13 protein-coding genes are annotated in these 15,399 nt (G+C 61.1%); 9 read left to right on the top strand and 4 right to left on the bottom strand.

The features are described 5' to 3' along the window. Positions 1-32 precede the first annotated feature (32 nt). The 4 genes from OSA81_08315 to OSA81_08300 form a co-directional block, all read right to left on the bottom strand. Positions 33-2,192 carry a peptidylprolyl isomerase gene (locus OSA81_08315; GenBank protein ID MDE0899006.1) on the bottom strand — a complete coding sequence of 720 codons (2,160 nt, stop codon included), beginning with the start codon at positions 2,190-2,192 and terminating at the stop codon, positions 33-35. Positions 2,193-2,498: 306 nt separating this feature from the next. After that, positions 2,499-3,353 (bottom strand): hypothetical protein, encoded by an 855-nt coding sequence (locus tag OSA81_08310; GenBank protein MDE0899005.1) that lies wholly within the window; start codon positions 3,351-3,353, stop codon positions 2,499-2,501. 291 nt (positions 3,354-3,644) lie between these two features. After that, positions 3,645-4,310: a hypothetical protein gene (locus OSA81_08305; protein MDE0899004.1), complete on the bottom strand. Its 666-nt coding sequence runs from the start codon at positions 4,308-4,310 to the stop codon at positions 3,645-3,647. Then, positions 4,301-5,662 (bottom strand): aminotransferase class I/II-fold pyridoxal phosphate-dependent enzyme, encoded by a 1,362-nt coding sequence (locus OSA81_08300; protein MDE0899003.1) that lies wholly within the window; start codon positions 5,660-5,662, stop codon positions 4,301-4,303. Before OSA81_08300 ends, OSA81_08305 begins: the two co-directional genes overlap by 10 nt. 81 nt (positions 5,663-5,743) lie before the next feature. On the opposite strand from OSA81_08300, the gene OSA81_08295 reads away from it, so the two are divergent. The 9 genes from OSA81_08295 to OSA81_08255 all read left to right on the top strand — a co-directional run bounded on the left by OSA81_08295 (position 5,744) and on the right by OSA81_08255 (position 15,399). Then, positions 5,744-6,790: a proline racemase family protein gene (locus OSA81_08295; GenBank protein ID MDE0899002.1), complete on the top strand. Its 1,047-nt coding sequence runs from the start codon at positions 5,744-5,746 to the stop codon at positions 6,788-6,790. Positions 6,791-7,345: 555 nt separating this feature from the next. Further along, the gene (locus OSA81_08290) at positions 7,346-7,780 is read left to right on the top strand and encodes a DUF6526 family protein (protein MDE0899001.1); all 435 of its coding nucleotides are present in this window, start codon (positions 7,346-7,348) and stop codon (positions 7,778-7,780) included. A 43-nt stretch (positions 7,781-7,823) separates the two neighbouring features. Continuing rightward, entirely contained in the window at positions 7,824-8,588 is a 765-nt protein-coding gene (gene menH / locus OSA81_08285; GenBank protein ID MDE0899000.1) for a 2-succinyl-6-hydroxy-2,4-cyclohexadiene-1-carboxylate synthase, read from the top strand. A 242-nt stretch (positions 8,589-8,830) separates the two neighbouring features. Further along, positions 8,831-10,606: an MDR family MFS transporter gene (locus tag OSA81_08280; GenBank protein MDE0898999.1), complete on the top strand. Its 1,776-nt coding sequence runs from the start codon at positions 8,831-8,833 to the stop codon at positions 10,604-10,606. A 95-nt stretch (positions 10,607-10,701) separates the two neighbouring features. After that, complete coding sequence (locus OSA81_08275; protein ID MDE0898998.1) at positions 10,702-10,836, top strand: hypothetical protein; 135 nt, start codon at positions 10,702-10,704, stop codon at positions 10,834-10,836. Between the two features lie 206 nt (positions 10,837-11,042). Next, a complete protein-coding gene (locus tag OSA81_08270) occupies positions 11,043-11,285 on the top strand; it encodes a hypothetical protein (protein ID MDE0898997.1) in 243 nt (80 codons plus the stop codon). After that, positions 11,285-11,683 (top strand): hypothetical protein, encoded by a 399-nt coding sequence (locus OSA81_08265; GenBank protein MDE0898996.1) that lies wholly within the window; start codon positions 11,285-11,287, stop codon positions 11,681-11,683. Before OSA81_08270 ends, OSA81_08265 begins: the two co-directional genes overlap by 1 nt. A 301-nt stretch (positions 11,684-11,984) precedes the next feature. After that, entirely contained in the window at positions 11,985-13,169 is a 1,185-nt protein-coding gene (locus tag OSA81_08260; GenBank protein MDE0898995.1) for a reductive dehalogenase, read from the top strand. Next, a complete protein-coding gene (locus OSA81_08255) occupies positions 13,162-15,399 on the top strand; it encodes a hypothetical protein (protein MDE0898994.1) in 2,238 nt (745 codons plus the stop codon). Before OSA81_08260 ends, OSA81_08255 begins: the two co-directional genes overlap by 8 nt.

Here is a 15,399-nt window from a genome sequence, read left to right as displayed (position 1 = left end):
GCCACGGAAGAATCGTGGCGGAGTTTAGAGGGTCAGCGGGACTCGCGCACCTTGGCGTACTCAATCACAGCACCCTCGAGCAGGTCGTCCACGATATCCATGCCTTCAATGACCTCGCCCACGATCGTATATGCGTGATCGAGTCGGACGTTGTCCATCAGGTTCACGAAGAGCTGGCCGTCGCCGGTATCGTGCCCTCTCGTAGAAATTCCGACGAAGCCTCGCCAGTGTCCCATCAGTCCCACTTCGTCCCGAGAAAACGGCCCGTCACCCATAAATTCGTTTGCGTTTGGACTCCCGCCCTGCAGCACGAAATTGGGCACCCAGCGGTGGAACGTGAGTCCGTCCAAGTAGCCTTCGGTGGCCTGTCGATAGAAGCGATACGTGTTGGTCGGAGCCTGGTATGGAAGGAGCTGGACGACGACCGAGCCAGCGTCCTTCATGTGCAGGACGACCTGCGTGCTATTCATCGCGCGCATGTCGACCACCGTGGGCAGCGGCTGGCGTGCGAGCGGTACGGGGTTTGCCGAGTAGGGTCGTCCGTTCCAGCCACCTAGGATGCGGGCAGCGTCATCAGCTACCGCAGCGTCGTAATCGCGGAGGAATGGAATGAGGCGCTCGGAATGCTGAGGCCCGCCGACCGCTTCGATGCGCGTGAGGAGTGCGCGCCGCGAATCCCGCCAGGTTTCTCGCTGAGCTTCGGATATGCGTTCGAGCGCCGTGAGCGCGGCCTCCGCGGTGGCTGCGCGTCTCGCGGTGCCCTCGAGCAAGCCGGCCGCGGTCAGCAAGAGTTGCGGGTCGTCGTTCTCCATCTGTTCAATAAGCAGCTGGTCCACACTGTGTCCGTCGAGTGCAAATAGGCCCTGGATTGCAGCTGTTCGCACGTTTGCCTGCTCGTCATTCGCGAGGGTCCGGAGCACGCTCCGATTTCCGAGGTGTCGGGCCGCATCAGCCGCGTAGCCACGTACGAACGGATTCACGTGACCTACGTGATCTGACAAGATCGACGACGCGCCCTCCGGAAAGACTTGTGCGAGCGCGGCCAAGGCATGGGAAGCCGGACGCCACTCGCCTTCTCCCACGGGGAGTCCGGAGGCGATGTCCCGAAGGATCGCGCGTTGTGTCGCGATGTCGGGGCATGGCTCCGTCAGATTGTCGATCGCCAGTAGACGAATACTGATCGCCAACTGGCTCGGGGCTTCGGGCGGCAGTGGTGGTGCTGCGGCGAACAGGTACCGACACAGAGCTGCGTCGCGGGGCTGAGTACCGATGTACCGGAAGGTCTCCAGAATCGTATGGGTGGACCCGTTCACTGCGCTCCGGCGAACTAGCTCTTCACGAAGGTAGTCGTCGGTCTGGGCCAGAGATCGGAAGGCAACCGCGCCGACCTGTGGATGATCGTCTTGCAGCCCCTGCAGGATGCGAGGCGTGTCGATGGCGCCGATTGCGCTGAGCGCCGACATCGCGAGCGTGCGCACTCGGCCCGGCCCGATATCAACGGATCGTATGGCTCCGTAGCGGCTGAGGTCGATCAGTCGAGCCTCTGTTTGCGCGTTTACCCCGGACTGGCGGGCTTGCCGAGCTAGCGCCTCGAGGCCTAGCGCTACACCAATCATGGTGGCGTAGGGGGCATCGTGGCCGTGATCGAAACTTGCTTGAACAAGGGCGGCCTCGGCCTGGCCTCGACGGTCCGGTGTCAGCCGAAGTCGACCGACCGACCGGGCGAGTGTGCCACGCACGTCCGGAGCCACCTCGCGCTCCAAGTGTTCGAGCAGGACGTCGAGCGCCCGGTCCCCCATGCTGGTCTGAAACGCCTGCGCAACAGCGTTGGCTGCGGTGGCTCGAACCGCGGGCACCGGGTCGTCGAGTCGCGGAACGATGGCCGACAGCAATTCCGGACTTTCAAGGCGGCCGAGCGCACGCACTGCGGTTCGACGCAGAAACACGTTCTGTGTCCCTGCGGCTTGGATCAGCACGTCGAGTTGTGCACCTCCTGTCGGCCGGGCGTCCTCTGCGGCGACGATCCTGAGAAAGGCTTCGTCTACCCGATCGCGCCGACTCGCGTCGGGCATGCAGGCCGTGGACAGGACGACCGCGACTAGGGCGGTGGGGACCAAGAGGGAGATGCGCATGAGATTCATAGAATCAAGAGTAGAGATCCCGTGAGGCTGTTGGAAGATGTAGCTACGCATCGCGGTCGTTACCCTGCTCTATCTGGGCGATCCAAAGGCGGTGGCAGGGCAGGCGACGCTGCTCAAGCCGGCGAATGATGCCTGCGGTGCCGATCAGGACCAGCCATTTCGCCAGTAGCCATCCGAGAAGCTCGCTCTGGTCTGGAAGTCCACTTGTGGGCACCGAGCGTCGGAGTTGCGGTTCGTGTCGCCAGTTCAATCCTCCGGTCGGAATGTCACGACAGAATCGTCGACAAGGTTACGAGTGGAGGTGTCTGCTCCGTTTACTGCAATCGGGGCCGGTATCCATCCCTGCGCCGAGACCGATCAGTTCGACGGATTCACACCTATGTCGAGGACGGCCTCGACGTACGCGTCCGCGGGCCCTGCGAGTCGGTCGTGCACGTCCAGAAAGAGTCGTGAAGCCGGGTCGCCGGCCCAGTCGGTGGGCAGGAGCCCTCGGGGGAGGAACGGGTCGTCCAGTGTAAATCGACGGAATTCGTGGATCAGATTGAATCGCTGGGCGTAGCTGCGCTTTCCATCCAGAGGCCCGTCCGTTTCCGCACGCCTCAGCTCATCGCCCACCTCGGACCAGTCGCCGATAAACCTTCGATACGCTTCGTCCAGAGCGTTCAGGTCCCAGCCGCGCTGAACAAGCGTAGCATCGTCCTCCTCCACGGTCTCCGCACGAAAGCAGACGAGATGTTCGCCAAGGTCGAGTCGCGCCGACAGGTCACGAATCTCTGTCGCGACATCGTGAGGCGAGATCCAGAGACCGTTGCCGATCGAGCCGAAGCCGAGCCAGGCCAGGCGGTCACGCAGGCGATCCCGGGCCCTCCGTGCGTCCTGTGGAATGGAGTAGGCGAGCAGGAACCACGAGCCGTCCCACTCCGAGGACCAGGACGGATGGTAAATGCGGCGCTGACCTTCTTCGAGAAGGTCACGCCCCATAGGGGTCAGGGCGTAAAAGGCGTTCTTCCCGATGCGCTCTCCGGAGAGCCATCCTTTTTTCGCCATACGCGAGAGGGCCGTACGGATGCCGCCGTCCGTCAGTCCGAACGGCCTCAGCAGGGAGATCAGGCTGCCGACCCACACCGATTCCGAGCGAGCCAGTAGGTACTCACCAAAAAGAGTGAAGATCAGGTCCTTTGGCTTCTGTTCGGGCCCTGGAACTGGGCTCACTTGTTCTGGGAAAGCCACCGGCGTATCCCACGGACGTTCAGGGGGAATCATGTCTCGCCTGGGTCCCAGGAAGCGCAGGCCGGCAGACGTATCTCTCCGGCGGCCTGGTCTTCCGCCCATCCTTGTCCGACTGCATCTCGGACCGCGGCAGTCGCGAGAGTTGCGCGAATCCAACGCTGCATCACGAATCTCATTCTCGGGTCACGTGTGGAGTCCGGGGCGACATGATAAGGGAACGGCCGCCGGGCTGGTGAGGCTGTTCTGTCGTCCGCAGGAACCGCTTGAATCAGCTCAGATCGTATCGAGTTGGTGGAATACCTCAGTGCCATTCTTGAACCAGTGCTCGCGGAATGGGTGAGGAGAGACCTCGTGTCGAAGGAGTTCGGAGGTGAGCTGATGCGGGAAGAGTGTCATCTGCCCGGCTTCGTTTTCGTGAACCGTGTAGTCTCCGCTGATCTGCAGCGTAGTCCGGAGTCGCTCTTCGCCGTTCATCATGAAGCCCTGGAGCAGGTGCGTGGTTGTCTCCCAAGCTCCGGGCGTCACGTTGAGATCCAGGATCGGCTCCGTGCCGCCGAAGACTCGAATGCGCAGCCGGTCTTCTGTCTCAATGAACTGTGCGTCGATGGACTCGTGATGGTAGGGAAAGTGGAATCGCTCAGCCTTGATACGCCGAGCCCTTTCCGAACTCGTCGCGGCGAGGAACGGATAGAACCCGGCCTTCGCATGCTGGCCCCATTGCGCCACCGTCGGTGGCACAATTACGGAGAACATCAGCTCCGTGTAGGGTCCGACCACGCTGTCATCGAAAAGAAATGCAGTCACGGACAGGACGCTTCTCTGATGCGTCACCTCGATAGGCTCAAGGTGCTCCGGGAGAAGATCCCGGGCATCGGTCGTAGCCATTTCGAAAAAGGCGCTGACCCCGGTGCGGAAGCGGTAGCTGCCGATTACGGACATACGTCGTACCGCTGGAGTACCCGGACGATTGCAGCCGCACCTTCTTCGAGCTCCTCTTTTGTGTGCGCCGCGGAAATCGACATGCGGAACCGAGATTTGTGCTTTCCAACCGCCGGGTACTTCACCGGGTTGATATAGACACCCTCGCGGAAAATCTCCTCGCCCATCGCCATGACCCGGGCGTCGTCACGAACCATGATCGGAATCACGTGAGACGTGGAGTCACCAATGGGTACTTGGGCATCAGCGAGCAGCTTCTGCATGTAGGCGACGTTCTCCCACAGCTTCGTCCGGAGTTCAGGCTCGTTGCTCGCCAGTTCCAGTGATTTACGGAGGCCAGCAACAACGACAGGGGAAAGTGCACACGAGAATACCCGCGACCGCGAGAACCCTCTCAGGTAGTTGATGAGCTTCGTCGACCCAGCGATGTAGCCGCCCTGGCCCCCGAGACTTTTCGAAAAGGTCCCGAGGTGAATATCGATGTCTTTGTCGAAGCCCTGGGCCTCAGCGACTCCCTTGCCCGTCTCGCCGAACACGAAGGCCGAGTGGGCTTCGTCGATCATGATGCGGGCGCCGTGCTTCTTGCAAACTTCGATCAGTTCACCGAGCGGCGGGGTGTCTCCGTCCATCGAGTAGACCCCTTCGACGATGACCAGCTTTTTTCCGGCGAACCCTTTCAGTTTCCGGTCGAGGTCGTCGGCCCGGTTGTGCCGGAAGAATCGAGACTTTGCTTTCGACAGGATCATGCCGTCGACGATGCTTGCGTGCGCGTACTGATCGGCAACGATCAAGTCACCGGACCGCATGAGGCCGGAGATCGTTCCGACGTTGGCACTGTAGCCCGTCGGGAAGATCATTGCGGACTCTGTGCCCTTGAACGCGGCCACTTCCTCGGCGAACTGCGTGTGCAGTGCCGTGGTCCCGCTCAGGATCGGCGAGCCGGACGATCCGCCACCGTAGAGGTCGGCTGCGTCCTTGATCGCCTGTTTGACCTCAGGCCGGTAGGAGAGGCCGAGGTAGTTGTAGGACGCGAAATTCACGAGGCCGCGGCGGATCTCTCCGGTCTTTGTGTCCTCCACGTCGATACGAGTCGCAGGCGCTGAGTGCATCGGCAATTCGAACAGGTAGTACCCGGCGGGTTTTACCTCCGTCCACCAGTCGTCGAACGGATCGAGAAGCGCAAAGGCGTCGTCGCCGGCGCCGAAATAGAAATTCGTATAGTCGTATTCCAGTGCGCCCGGCAGAGCCGGCTGTGAATCTTGCACCGACTCTTCCACATCGATTCTCCGGCCCTTCTCGGCCGAATCGCCATCGATCGAAGCCGTGGAGCTTTCGTTCTTGGACTGGCCCATGTTCATTACCGGTTGAATTGCCCTTAGTTGGGATCCCTCAATGTCCTCAAATAACCTTTGCATATCAAGGAGAAAATCTGGATGCGCGACTGGTCTGAGCGCCTCGCAGAATGGGTCCCACCGAAGGACTGGCGAAGGGTCGTCTCCGTCGATGCACATACGGAGGGCGAGCCGCTTCGTGTCATTGTGGGTGGTTACCCAGAATTGGAGGGAGACTCCATACTGGCGAGGCGACAGGATGCCCGTGTGAATCACGATGGAATGCGTCGTGCCCTCATGTGGGAACCGCGCGGCCACGCCGACATGTACGGGTGCATCGTCGTCCCTCCGGTCACGCCGAAAGCAGACATCGGCGTGCTGTTTACCCATAACGACGGATTCAGCACGATGTGCGGCCATGGGATCATCGGGGTGACCACCGTCCTCATCGAGGTCGGTCTCGCTCCTGACACAGCCGTAACCCATGGATTGGGTATCGACACTCCCGCTGGATACGTCCACGCGACGCCGACTATCGGGAATGGACGGGTGGAGCGTGTATCCTTCGTGAACGTCCCCTCGTATCTGGCCCGTGCGGATGCACGGGTTCTGGTCGATGGGGTCGGTGAGGTCCGGTACGACCTAGCCTACGGTGGGGCTTTCTACGCTTACGTGGACGCTTCAGACTTCGGACTGCAATTGGAGGTGGCCGAGGCGGATCAGCTGATCGACCTCGGCCGCCGCATCAAGAACGCAGTGCAGGAAACGGAACCGCCGACCCACCCCGGCGGTTCGGATCTGGAGTTTGTATATGGCACGATCTTCGTCGGTGATCCCCACGATTCTCGACATCACAGTCGAAACGTGTGCGTGTTCGCGGACGGCGAGCTCGATCGAAGTCCGACGGGAACGGGAGTGAGCGGCCGGCTCGCGATCCATCACGCTCGGGGGGAGATTCAGGACGACGAGGAGATCGTCATCGAAAGCATTCTGGGGACATGCTTCTCCGGTCGCGTCGTCCGTTCCGCGCGCGTCGGGGAACACAATGCAGTGATCCCGGAGGTGAGCGGGGGCGCTTGTATCACGGGGCGTCACGAATTTCTCATCGACCCCGCAGATCCATTGTGGGACGGATTCGTGTTGCGCTGAGGTTGTTCGCTTGAGGCTGACGTCCACGGTGACCTGGACCCCACTCTCCGGTCGTGCAGCCAAGCACGGCCGAGATCAGGGGGAGAATGGCGTTTGGCGCTGAGTCCGGGAGTATCCTGAAACTGGTTGGTGGGCCGGGGCTGACTATGGCGGGAGCCGACGTTCTAGTAGGCCATCCCTGTGACCGAGGTCATGGATTCCATGCGGTGGGCACGTGCAGTTCCCCGAAAGGAAGCGTGGCGCCTGTCACCATCGAGGTCGCCGACGCGATGACCTAATCCGGATTTTCGGCAGGCCGAGGCGATGCCTGCGTCCGACTTGATTTCCTCGAGCCCTGCGAGTGTCCTACCTGCCCGGGGAGCGCCTGCAGCCCGGTGCCGCAGCTCCGTGGCGAGGGCCCACCCGATGTTCCCTATCACGGTACGTCATCCAAGGTGCGCACAAAGGGACGAATGAATAGTCTTCCGCCTAGGTATACGTTCGCCGCAGGCGAGATCTTAGAGTGACTGCCGAGGTCGGGACCGACCGAGTGTAGCTGACTAACCGGGGTATTAGATGAGTGCGACGCAAAGTGCAGCAAGCCATGCCAAGATGGTGCCCATGTATCACTACGTAGGATTCGGCTTCGTCGCGATTCCGACGGTGTACTCCATGTACGTCACCGTCACACAGTTTTCCCTAGGAGCGATGATGATGAGTCTGTTCGCGATCGGGGCGATTGTGAGCATGCTCTATGCTCGACTGTTCCCGCTTGGCGTGCAGGACCGGGTCATTAGACTCGAGGAAAGGATCAGGATGGAGCTCCTGCTCCCGGCGGAAATGCATGCCCGGATCGGGGACGTCGCCACCGAGCACCTGATTGCTCTGCGCTTCGCGTCCGATGACGAGCTTGCCGATCTGACGAAGCGTATTCTTGATGGGGAATTTTCCGGCAGGAAGGGTGTGAAGGAAGCCATCAAGAACTGGCGTGCAGACCACCAACGGATTTGATCAGGCATCTCTTCGTTCTCAAAAACCGGACGGTGGTAATCGAATGACGGGTACTCCCGTCTTGGTTCATGGATTCGCCGGCTCGAGCACCTCCTGGCCGTCCGACCTGGTTTGTGCGCTCGAGACCGCCGGCTGGAATCCCACCGCAATCGACCTTCCGGGGCACGGTGCTCAGCAGGATCCCACCAGGCAGGAGACCTTTGACCTTGAGACTGTCTTCTCGCGCATTGGCCGGGCTCGAGCTGGAGCGCTGGAGCGGGGACCCCTGATCGGGTATTCCATGGGTGGCCGGGTCGCCTTGCACTACGCTGTTCGTCATCCGGATCGAGTCTCCCACTTGATTCTGGAGTCGTCTTCTCCCGGACTGGCGACGGAAGCCGAGCGCGAGACGCGCAGGCTTGGCGACGCTGAGCTTGCTAGGCGCATTCTGGAGGAGGGAGTTGAGTCCTTCGTCGAAAATTGGGAAGTGCTTCCCATCTTCGCGTCACAGCGACGTCTGACCGAAGAGGTGAGAGAGGGGCAACGCCGCCATCGCATCTCGAACGATGCGTTTAGGATGGCTGGTGCATTGCGCGGACTTGGGACTGGGACGCTGCCGTCGTTATGGCCCGCACTAGCGGGACTCGACTTCCCGATTCTTCTCGTGGTCGGAGAAGAGGACGACAAGTTCGTAGCGATCGCGAACCGGATGGACGCGCTCCTCCCATCTGCTCATCTGGTGGTCGTCCCGGATTGCGGGCATGCGGTACACTTGGAGGCACCGGACGTGTGGGCGGCCTGTGTGACCGACTTCCTGGATCACCACTGACAGGTCCTAGTGATTTGCCCCGACTCCCACTCCAAGGCCGAGCGCACCTGCGAAGCTGATACCGAAGCGGATGTCCCAGTCGCGGCGGAAAATGACCCAGCCGCCGAAGGGTACCACCTTCGTGCACCTGCACCTCGACGAATGCGATTCCGTGTTAGGCTCGTTAAACTTCCCAGTCCCCCTCATATGAACTGGCGGTCGCTTTCCAACCCCCGGGTCGGTCGGCTTCTGGAGCGCGTACCATGACTGAAACGCCGCCCGGATCGTGCCATATTCCGGTCGCCGACCAAGATCGAACGGTCATCTACCTCGCCATTCTCATGGCACTGTTTCTGGCCGCGATTGACCAGACCATCGTCTCGACGGCGCTGCCGCGGATGGTTGAGGATCTCCAGGGGGTCGATCGCTATGCATGGGTGGCCACTGCGTATCTGCTGGCGTCGACGGCGCTGGCGCTCGTGTACGGGAAGCTCGCCGACACCTACCCCCGGAAGCATGTGACGCTCGGGGCGGTCGGGCTCTTTCTTGGCGGCTCCTTTCTGTGTGGGCTTGCGGGTGAGTTCGGTGATCTCCCGCTTCTTGGGGACGGGATGACCCAGCTCATCCTGTTCCGAGGCATTCAGGGGGCCGGAGGAGGAGGCATCTTCGCGATGACGTTCATCGTGATCGCTGATCTGTTCACGCCTGCCGAGCGGGGCAAGTACCAGGGCTTTGTCGGTGCAGTGTTTGGAATCGCTTCGGTCCTCGGCCCACTCATCGGGGGCCTCCTCACGGATCATGCTGGTGGCTGGATGCCGGGTGTTGAGGGATGGCGGTGGGTGTTCTACGTCAATATGCCGATCGGCGGGCTGGCCTTGTGGTTTATCGTTCGTCGTATGCCCCGGCTCGAGCCGACGGGTGAACGCCTGACGCCGGACTTCCTGTCCGGTGCGCTCCTCCTTGGTGCTCTGATTCCGCTGGTCCTGTCTCTGCAGATCGACAAACGGAGGTATCCGTGGTTTCCGGGGCTCGGCGACGGATCTGCGGTTGGCCTCGACGAGTGGAGGACGCCTGGCTTCTTTTTCCTGGGCTGTCTGATCATGGGCGCGTTCATCGTTCGAAGCCGTACCTCGAGGAGCCCGATTCTCGACTTCGCGTTGTTCAAGAACGACGTGTTTCGGACCGGAAATATGGCGACCTTTTTCTTCGGCGCCTCGTTCATGTCGATCACGATCTTCCTGCCGCTTTACCTCGTGAACGTCATGGGTGTGAGCGCGACCAGGGCTGGGGCCGCGCTGATTCCTTTTTCCATGGGGCTCGTCTTCAGTGCCACGATGGCCGGGCAACTGGTAACCCGTATCGGCTACAGGCGTCAGATCTTTGGCGGGTCGATTCTGCTCTTCGCTGCGATGATTGCGCTGGCCACGATGGACGTCGATGTGAGCTACTTGAGAGTCACGCTCTTCATGGTCCTCGCGGGGGTGGGCGTTGGACCGGCAATGCCTCTGTTTACCCTCGCCGTTCAGAACGCGGTCGACGTGCGCTTCATCGGACAGGCCACCAGTGCCTCACAGTTTTTCCGCCAGACAGGGGCGACAGTTGGAGCGGCACTCATGGGGACCCTGCTCGCCACGACTTTGGGCGTTGCATTCGCGGCGATCGAGTTGCCGCCTGGAGTCGGGGAGTCGTCGCCGGTGTCCGCGGAGGGATCTGTTTCATCCGGGGGAGCTGAACTGCCGGAGCAAATTCGACGGGCGTACGAACAGCAGGCGGCCATCGCAGCCACTCCTGCTGAAGCGAGCGCACTTCGTGAGGAAGGCGCCCGAGTGGCGGAAGAGACCGCCTGGGCTGTTCGTGCCGCATTCGCTGACGCGAACGGGCGCATCTACTGGCTCTCCGCCTTCCTCGTGCTTTTGGCCGGGGCTTTCACCTTGCGGATGCCGGAACTCCCATTGAGGACAACGCATGACCGTATCGAGGCGTCCAAGTCTCAAAGGGACGGCAAACCGTCGCGTCTTGAGACGATTCAGGAGTGGTGAGCGAGAAGCTCGACGACGTCCGTTTCGTATTGCGATCACACAAATCGATGGTATGTAATCAATTGGGACACATCGACTGGACGTGCGCCCCCAAAATGTCTAGCCAGATTCTTGCAGGCAGAGCAGGTTGGACGACAGGGGTTCTGGCTCAGGACGCACCTCTTGCTGAGGTCGGGCGCCTCGATCAGAACATGAAGCGGCTCCCAATCGTGTTGAACGCGACCTCCTGACGGAGGCTTGCCATCCCCCGGTCCTGACGACTGATTGAGTCTCGGCAGGGACGTCATCTGACTGCGCGGAGGAGCTGGGTGAGCGACGGGACGGACAAGGCTGCGGCGATGATAGCCGGCAGCTCAGCTGGTGGGTCACCCCGGGGCGTCGGTTCGGGGATGAAGAGATCGAGCGAATTCTGCAGTCAGCTGGGGAGTTTCAGTGGGTGGCGGCATCGGTCGAACGCGATGCAAGTCGAGGGCTCACGCTCGAGGAGCTTCGCCGGGTCGCTGGAGAGGTCGGGATCGACCCCCGCTTCATCGATCTCGCGGCGAGGGACCTTGATGGGCCGGTGGAACGTTACGGCAGCAGGCTGGGGGTGCGTACCGATGGCACTTCCGCACCTCGGCGCCTGGTGTGCTCGGGGACGGAGACCGAGAACGCATTCTCCACGCCATCCGGTCATTGATGGGTCAGAAAGGTGAGATCGCCGATGTCTTCGAGCGTATGGAGTGGAGTCACGACGACGGCGCCGGACCGATTGTCATCGGCATCTCCAGTCGACACGGGCAGACGGAGACCGACGTATCGGCAGTGAAATCGACAGAGGCCAGCATAATTCACACCCTCGGCATCCCATTCGGGGGTGTCTTTGGCGGAGCGGCCACCGCCGGCCAGCTCGGGCTGTCGGGTGGGGCCGTGATTCCTGCCATCGTGTTGGCGGGCGGAGCCTCGTGGGGAGTAGCTCGAATCGGATGGAAGGCTCGATCATTCTGGTGGGAGAGACGTTTCTGTAAAGTGATTGAGCGCATGTCTTCGATTGTCCAGGACGTTGCTGTCATCGCCCCGCCGGACTACGGTGTCTGAACGCCCTGCGATTGTGGCCTGCGTCGAGGGCTTGGAGCGTACGATCCTCCGAGAACCGCTTCAGACGAACCGGGTTCGCTCTTCCTCCGCCGACTCCCGCGCAATCGCGACTCAGCTACCCGCCGTGTGTTTCGCACACTCATCCGCCGATCCTCACGGCGATTCCGGGCGCAAGGATACGCTCGTATGTCAACCCACCCGTGCGGGAGGTGTCGTATGATGACTTGGATTCCGTCACCTTGGTACGTGACTTCATCGTGGCACCGGAGCGCTATCTCCGAATGATCTGGGACGATGCGGAATGAGTGAGGCGAACACGCCTGAACGGTCCGACCGTGAGGCAGGATTCGAGGTTCTCGAAGGCTTCGAGCGGTTCAACCAGAAGAACGACATCTATTCACGTGCGTTCTGGGACCCACAGATTCGTTCGGATCGAACGGATCGCTTCTTCGAGACATATCGCACGCCGCTGAAGAAGTGGAAGTCCGCCGAAGGGTTTCGGCAGAAGGACTACGCAATCCGCAACGCTTCGTGGCACCTGCCCGACATCTTTGCCGAGCTCAAGGAGTCCGAGAACCGACGCGAGGGCTTTCTCGACCCATTCACTGTGCACCGTGACGGACCAGAGGACAGGGTACTGGTCGAGTCACCGGAGCAGATGAGCCGGGAAGTGAAGCACGTTGCGAAGGTATTCGGAGCCGATCTGGTGGGTATCACCGGGTACGACGAGCGCTGGGTGTACACGCACGCGTATTCACGTCTCGGCGAGACGGCGAAGGAGCAGGAGCTTCCGACGGATCTACCCAACGTCATCGTGATCGCCCAGGAGATGGATCGCGAACTCATCGAAACGGTGCCCTCAGCCTTGAGCGGCACCGCGACGGGTATCGGCTACTCCTACGACACCCTCGTACTTCTTGGACTGGCCCAGTACATCCGCAATCTCGGCTACCGGGCAGTCGCGTCCATGAATGACACGGCCCTCGCGATTCCCTACGCCATCAAGGCGGGGCTTGGCGAGTACGGTCGTCACGGACTGCTGATCACCGAGGAGTTCGGCCCCCGCGTGCGCATCGGGAAGATTTTCACGGACCTTCCACTCGCTCACGATCAGCCTCGGTCCTTCGGTGTGCGGGAGTTCTGCGATACCTGCAGACGGTGTTCTGAAGCGTGCCCAGTAAAGGCCATCCCGAGCGGCCCGCCAACCGCCGAAGTCTACAATCAATCGAACATCGCCGGCGTGAAAAAATGGACAGTCAACGCGGAGTCGTGTTTTCGATTCTGGTCGAACCAGAACTCGGACTGTTCAATCTGCGTGCGTGTTTGTCCGTACAACATCGACTTCTCGAGCTTCTGGGCGAGAGCCTGGCGAAAGCTCGCTGGGACGTCGTTCCGAAAACTAGCCCTGCGCCTCGCTGACCGCTTTGCTCCCGGTACCCGCGTCGATCCCGGCACTTGGTGGAAGCGAGGCTCAGCGCGTGGCTGATGCCGCGACGTTGCCGGCGGAGGGTGATAGTAAGGGGCACGGCTTTGGCACCGCACCGGTCTTTCTCGCGAGCGTCAGCACGATTCTTGGCGCGGTCATGTTCCTGCGCTTTGGGTACGCGGTAGGCCATACAGGGCTGTTGGGCGGACTCCTGATCATCCTGCTCGGGCATGCCGTCACGATTCCGACTGCGCTGGCTATCGCAGAGATCGCCACGAATCGACGTGTGGAGGGAGGGGGCGAGTACTTCATTATCTCCCGTTCCTTCGGTACCACCATCGGCGGAGCTATCGGGATTAGCCTCTACATGTCCCAGTCGATCTCGGTCGCCTTCTACATGATCGCCTTCGCGGAGGCCTTCCAGCCCCTATCGGGTCGCTTCGAGGCGATGCTCGGCATTCCTTTCGACCCCCGTTTCATCTCACTCCCGGCCCTGTTGGTGCTCGTTGCCGTTGTCCTGCGAAAGGGTGCAGACCTCGGAGTGAAGGCGCTTTGGGTGGTGGCGGGTGTTCTGGCCGTGTCGCTCGTGATGTTCTTTCTCGGGTCGGGCCCGGAAGCGGTGCGACCAGAAACAATGAGCCTCTTCTCGGATCTTGAGAACGCGGACTCGTTCATGGTCGTGTTCGCGATCGTCTTCCCGGCATTCACAGGAATGACTGCGGGCGTAGGCCTGTCGGGTGACCTTGCTGAGCCTCGGCGCTCGCTCCCGTTGGGAATCATGTCGGCGACGATGGTTGGGATGGTCATCTACGTCCTGGTCGTGGTGAAGCTCTCTGCGTCCGCGAACGCGGACGCGCTGGCGAGCGACTATCTCATTATGAGCCGGATCGCGATCTGGGGACCGATCATTCCGATTGGCTTGGCGTGTGCCACGATCTCTTCGGCGATCGGGTCCATCTTGGTGGCTCCCCGGACGCTGCAAGCTCTCGGGTCCGACCGCGTCGTGCCCCGTCCTCGCCTCAACGATTTCGTTTCGGCTGGTGTGGGTGCGGCGAATGAGCCGCGCAACGCGACACTGGTCACTTCGGCGATCGCGATCGTCTTTGTCATGCTTGGCAGCGTCAATCTGGTGGCCAGAGTCGTGTCCATGTTCTTCATGGTCACGTACGGCGCGCTATGTGCGATTTCGTTCCTCGAGCACTTCGCTGCCCGACCGTCGTATCGGCCGAGCTTTCGATCCAAGTGGTATCTGAGCCTACTCGGCGCAGTGATGTGCTTGGTCTTGATGTTGCAGATGGATCTGCTCTTCGCTGTTGGGGCGATCACGCTCATGGGCGCTCTGTATACCGTGATCCGCCGCAGCCGCGATGGCGCGGACGATCTCGCCCAGATATTCCAGGGCGTCATGACCCAGGCGACCCGGTACCTCCAGATTCGACTGCAGAAGATGCCGCCGGACGACTGGCGCCCGAGCGTGATCATGATCACGCCGAGGACGTTCGATCGCACGGCCCCTGTGCAATTGCTTGAGTGGCTGTGCAACCGGTATGGCTTCGGTACCTACTTCCATCACATCAAAGGGCGCCTGGTCGAGGAGAATTTCGAGGAAGGGAGGGCGGTTCGGGAACGCCTGATCAACGCGATGAGTCAGCGCAAAGGCGCGATCTACATGGACGCCATGATCAGTCCGTCGATGACGTCAGCGCTCGCTCAGAGCCTTCAGATGCCAGGCGTGTCCGGGATGGCGAACAACACGCTTCTTCTGGAGTTCAGCCGCCACGACGGAGTCGAGGTTCACGAAGAAGTCGTCGCAGGCATGGTGATGGCCGGCGTGCCGCGAATGAACCGCCTTGTGCTACGCCACGGAGATAATTTCTTTGGAACGCGGAAGAGCATCCATGTATGGCTGACCTGGCACGATGCCCGGAATGCCAACCTCATGATTCTGCTCTCGTATATCCTGCTCGGGCACCGGGACTGGGCGGGCGCTGAGGTGAAGATCTTCGCGGCCTATCCGCGCAATGAAGTGAAAGAGCGAGCGGACGAGATCCACCAGATGATTTCTGAAGGTCGGTTGCTCATCAGCGACAAGAACATCCTGGTGATTCCCACGGACGATCAGATCGACTTCGAGCGCCTAGTAGAAGCTCGGTCTTCCACCGCCGACCTCGTAATGGTCGGTTTCACCGATGTCCGGCTCAAGCAGCGTGGGCCGGAGCAATTCCTTCGCTTCCCCGAGCTTCGTGATGTGCTCTTCGTATCGGCCGAGGAGACGATTTTCATCGACTAG

It is taken from the genome of Longimicrobiales bacterium (genome assembly GCA_028823235.1).
Taxonomy (GTDB): domain Bacteria; phylum Gemmatimonadota; class Gemmatimonadetes; order Longimicrobiales; family Gaopeijiaceae; genus UBA2589.
This window is presented reverse-complemented; position numbering and strand designations above follow the sequence as displayed.

What these genes read in the sequence shown, in the direction of transcription:
- menH (MDE0899000.1), top strand. Translation starts at nt 7,824, where the DNA reads ATGACGGGTACTCCCGTCTTGGTTCATGGATTCGCCGGCTCGAGCACC.
- OSA81_08275 (MDE0898998.1), top strand. Translation starts at nt 10,702, where the DNA reads ATGTCTAGCCAGATTCTTGCAGGCAGAGCAGGTTGGACGACAGGGGTT.
- OSA81_08260 (MDE0898995.1), top strand. Translation starts at nt 11,985, where the DNA reads ATGAGTGAGGCGAACACGCCTGAACGGTCCGACCGTGAGGCAGGATTC.
- OSA81_08300 (MDE0899003.1), bottom strand. Translation starts at nt 5,662, where the DNA reads ATGGGCCAGTCCAAGAACGAAAGCTCCACGGCTTCGATCGATGGCGAT.
- OSA81_08295 (MDE0899002.1), top strand. Translation starts at nt 5,744, where the DNA reads ATGCGCGACTGGTCTGAGCGCCTCGCAGAATGGGTCCCACCGAAGGAC.
- OSA81_08305 (MDE0899004.1), bottom strand. Translation starts at nt 4,310, where the DNA reads ATGTCCGTAATCGGCAGCTACCGCTTCCGCACCGGGGTCAGCGCCTTT.
- OSA81_08315 (MDE0899006.1), bottom strand. Translation starts at nt 2,192, where the DNA reads ATGCGTAGCTACATCTTCCAACAGCCTCACGGGATCTCTACTCTTGAT.
- OSA81_08280 (MDE0898999.1), top strand. Translation starts at nt 8,831, where the DNA reads ATGACTGAAACGCCGCCCGGATCGTGCCATATTCCGGTCGCCGACCAA.
- OSA81_08265 (MDE0898996.1), top strand. Translation starts at nt 11,285, where the DNA reads ATGGGTCAGAAAGGTGAGATCGCCGATGTCTTCGAGCGTATGGAGTGG.
- OSA81_08290 (MDE0899001.1), top strand. Translation starts at nt 7,346, where the DNA reads ATGAGTGCGACGCAAAGTGCAGCAAGCCATGCCAAGATGGTGCCCATG.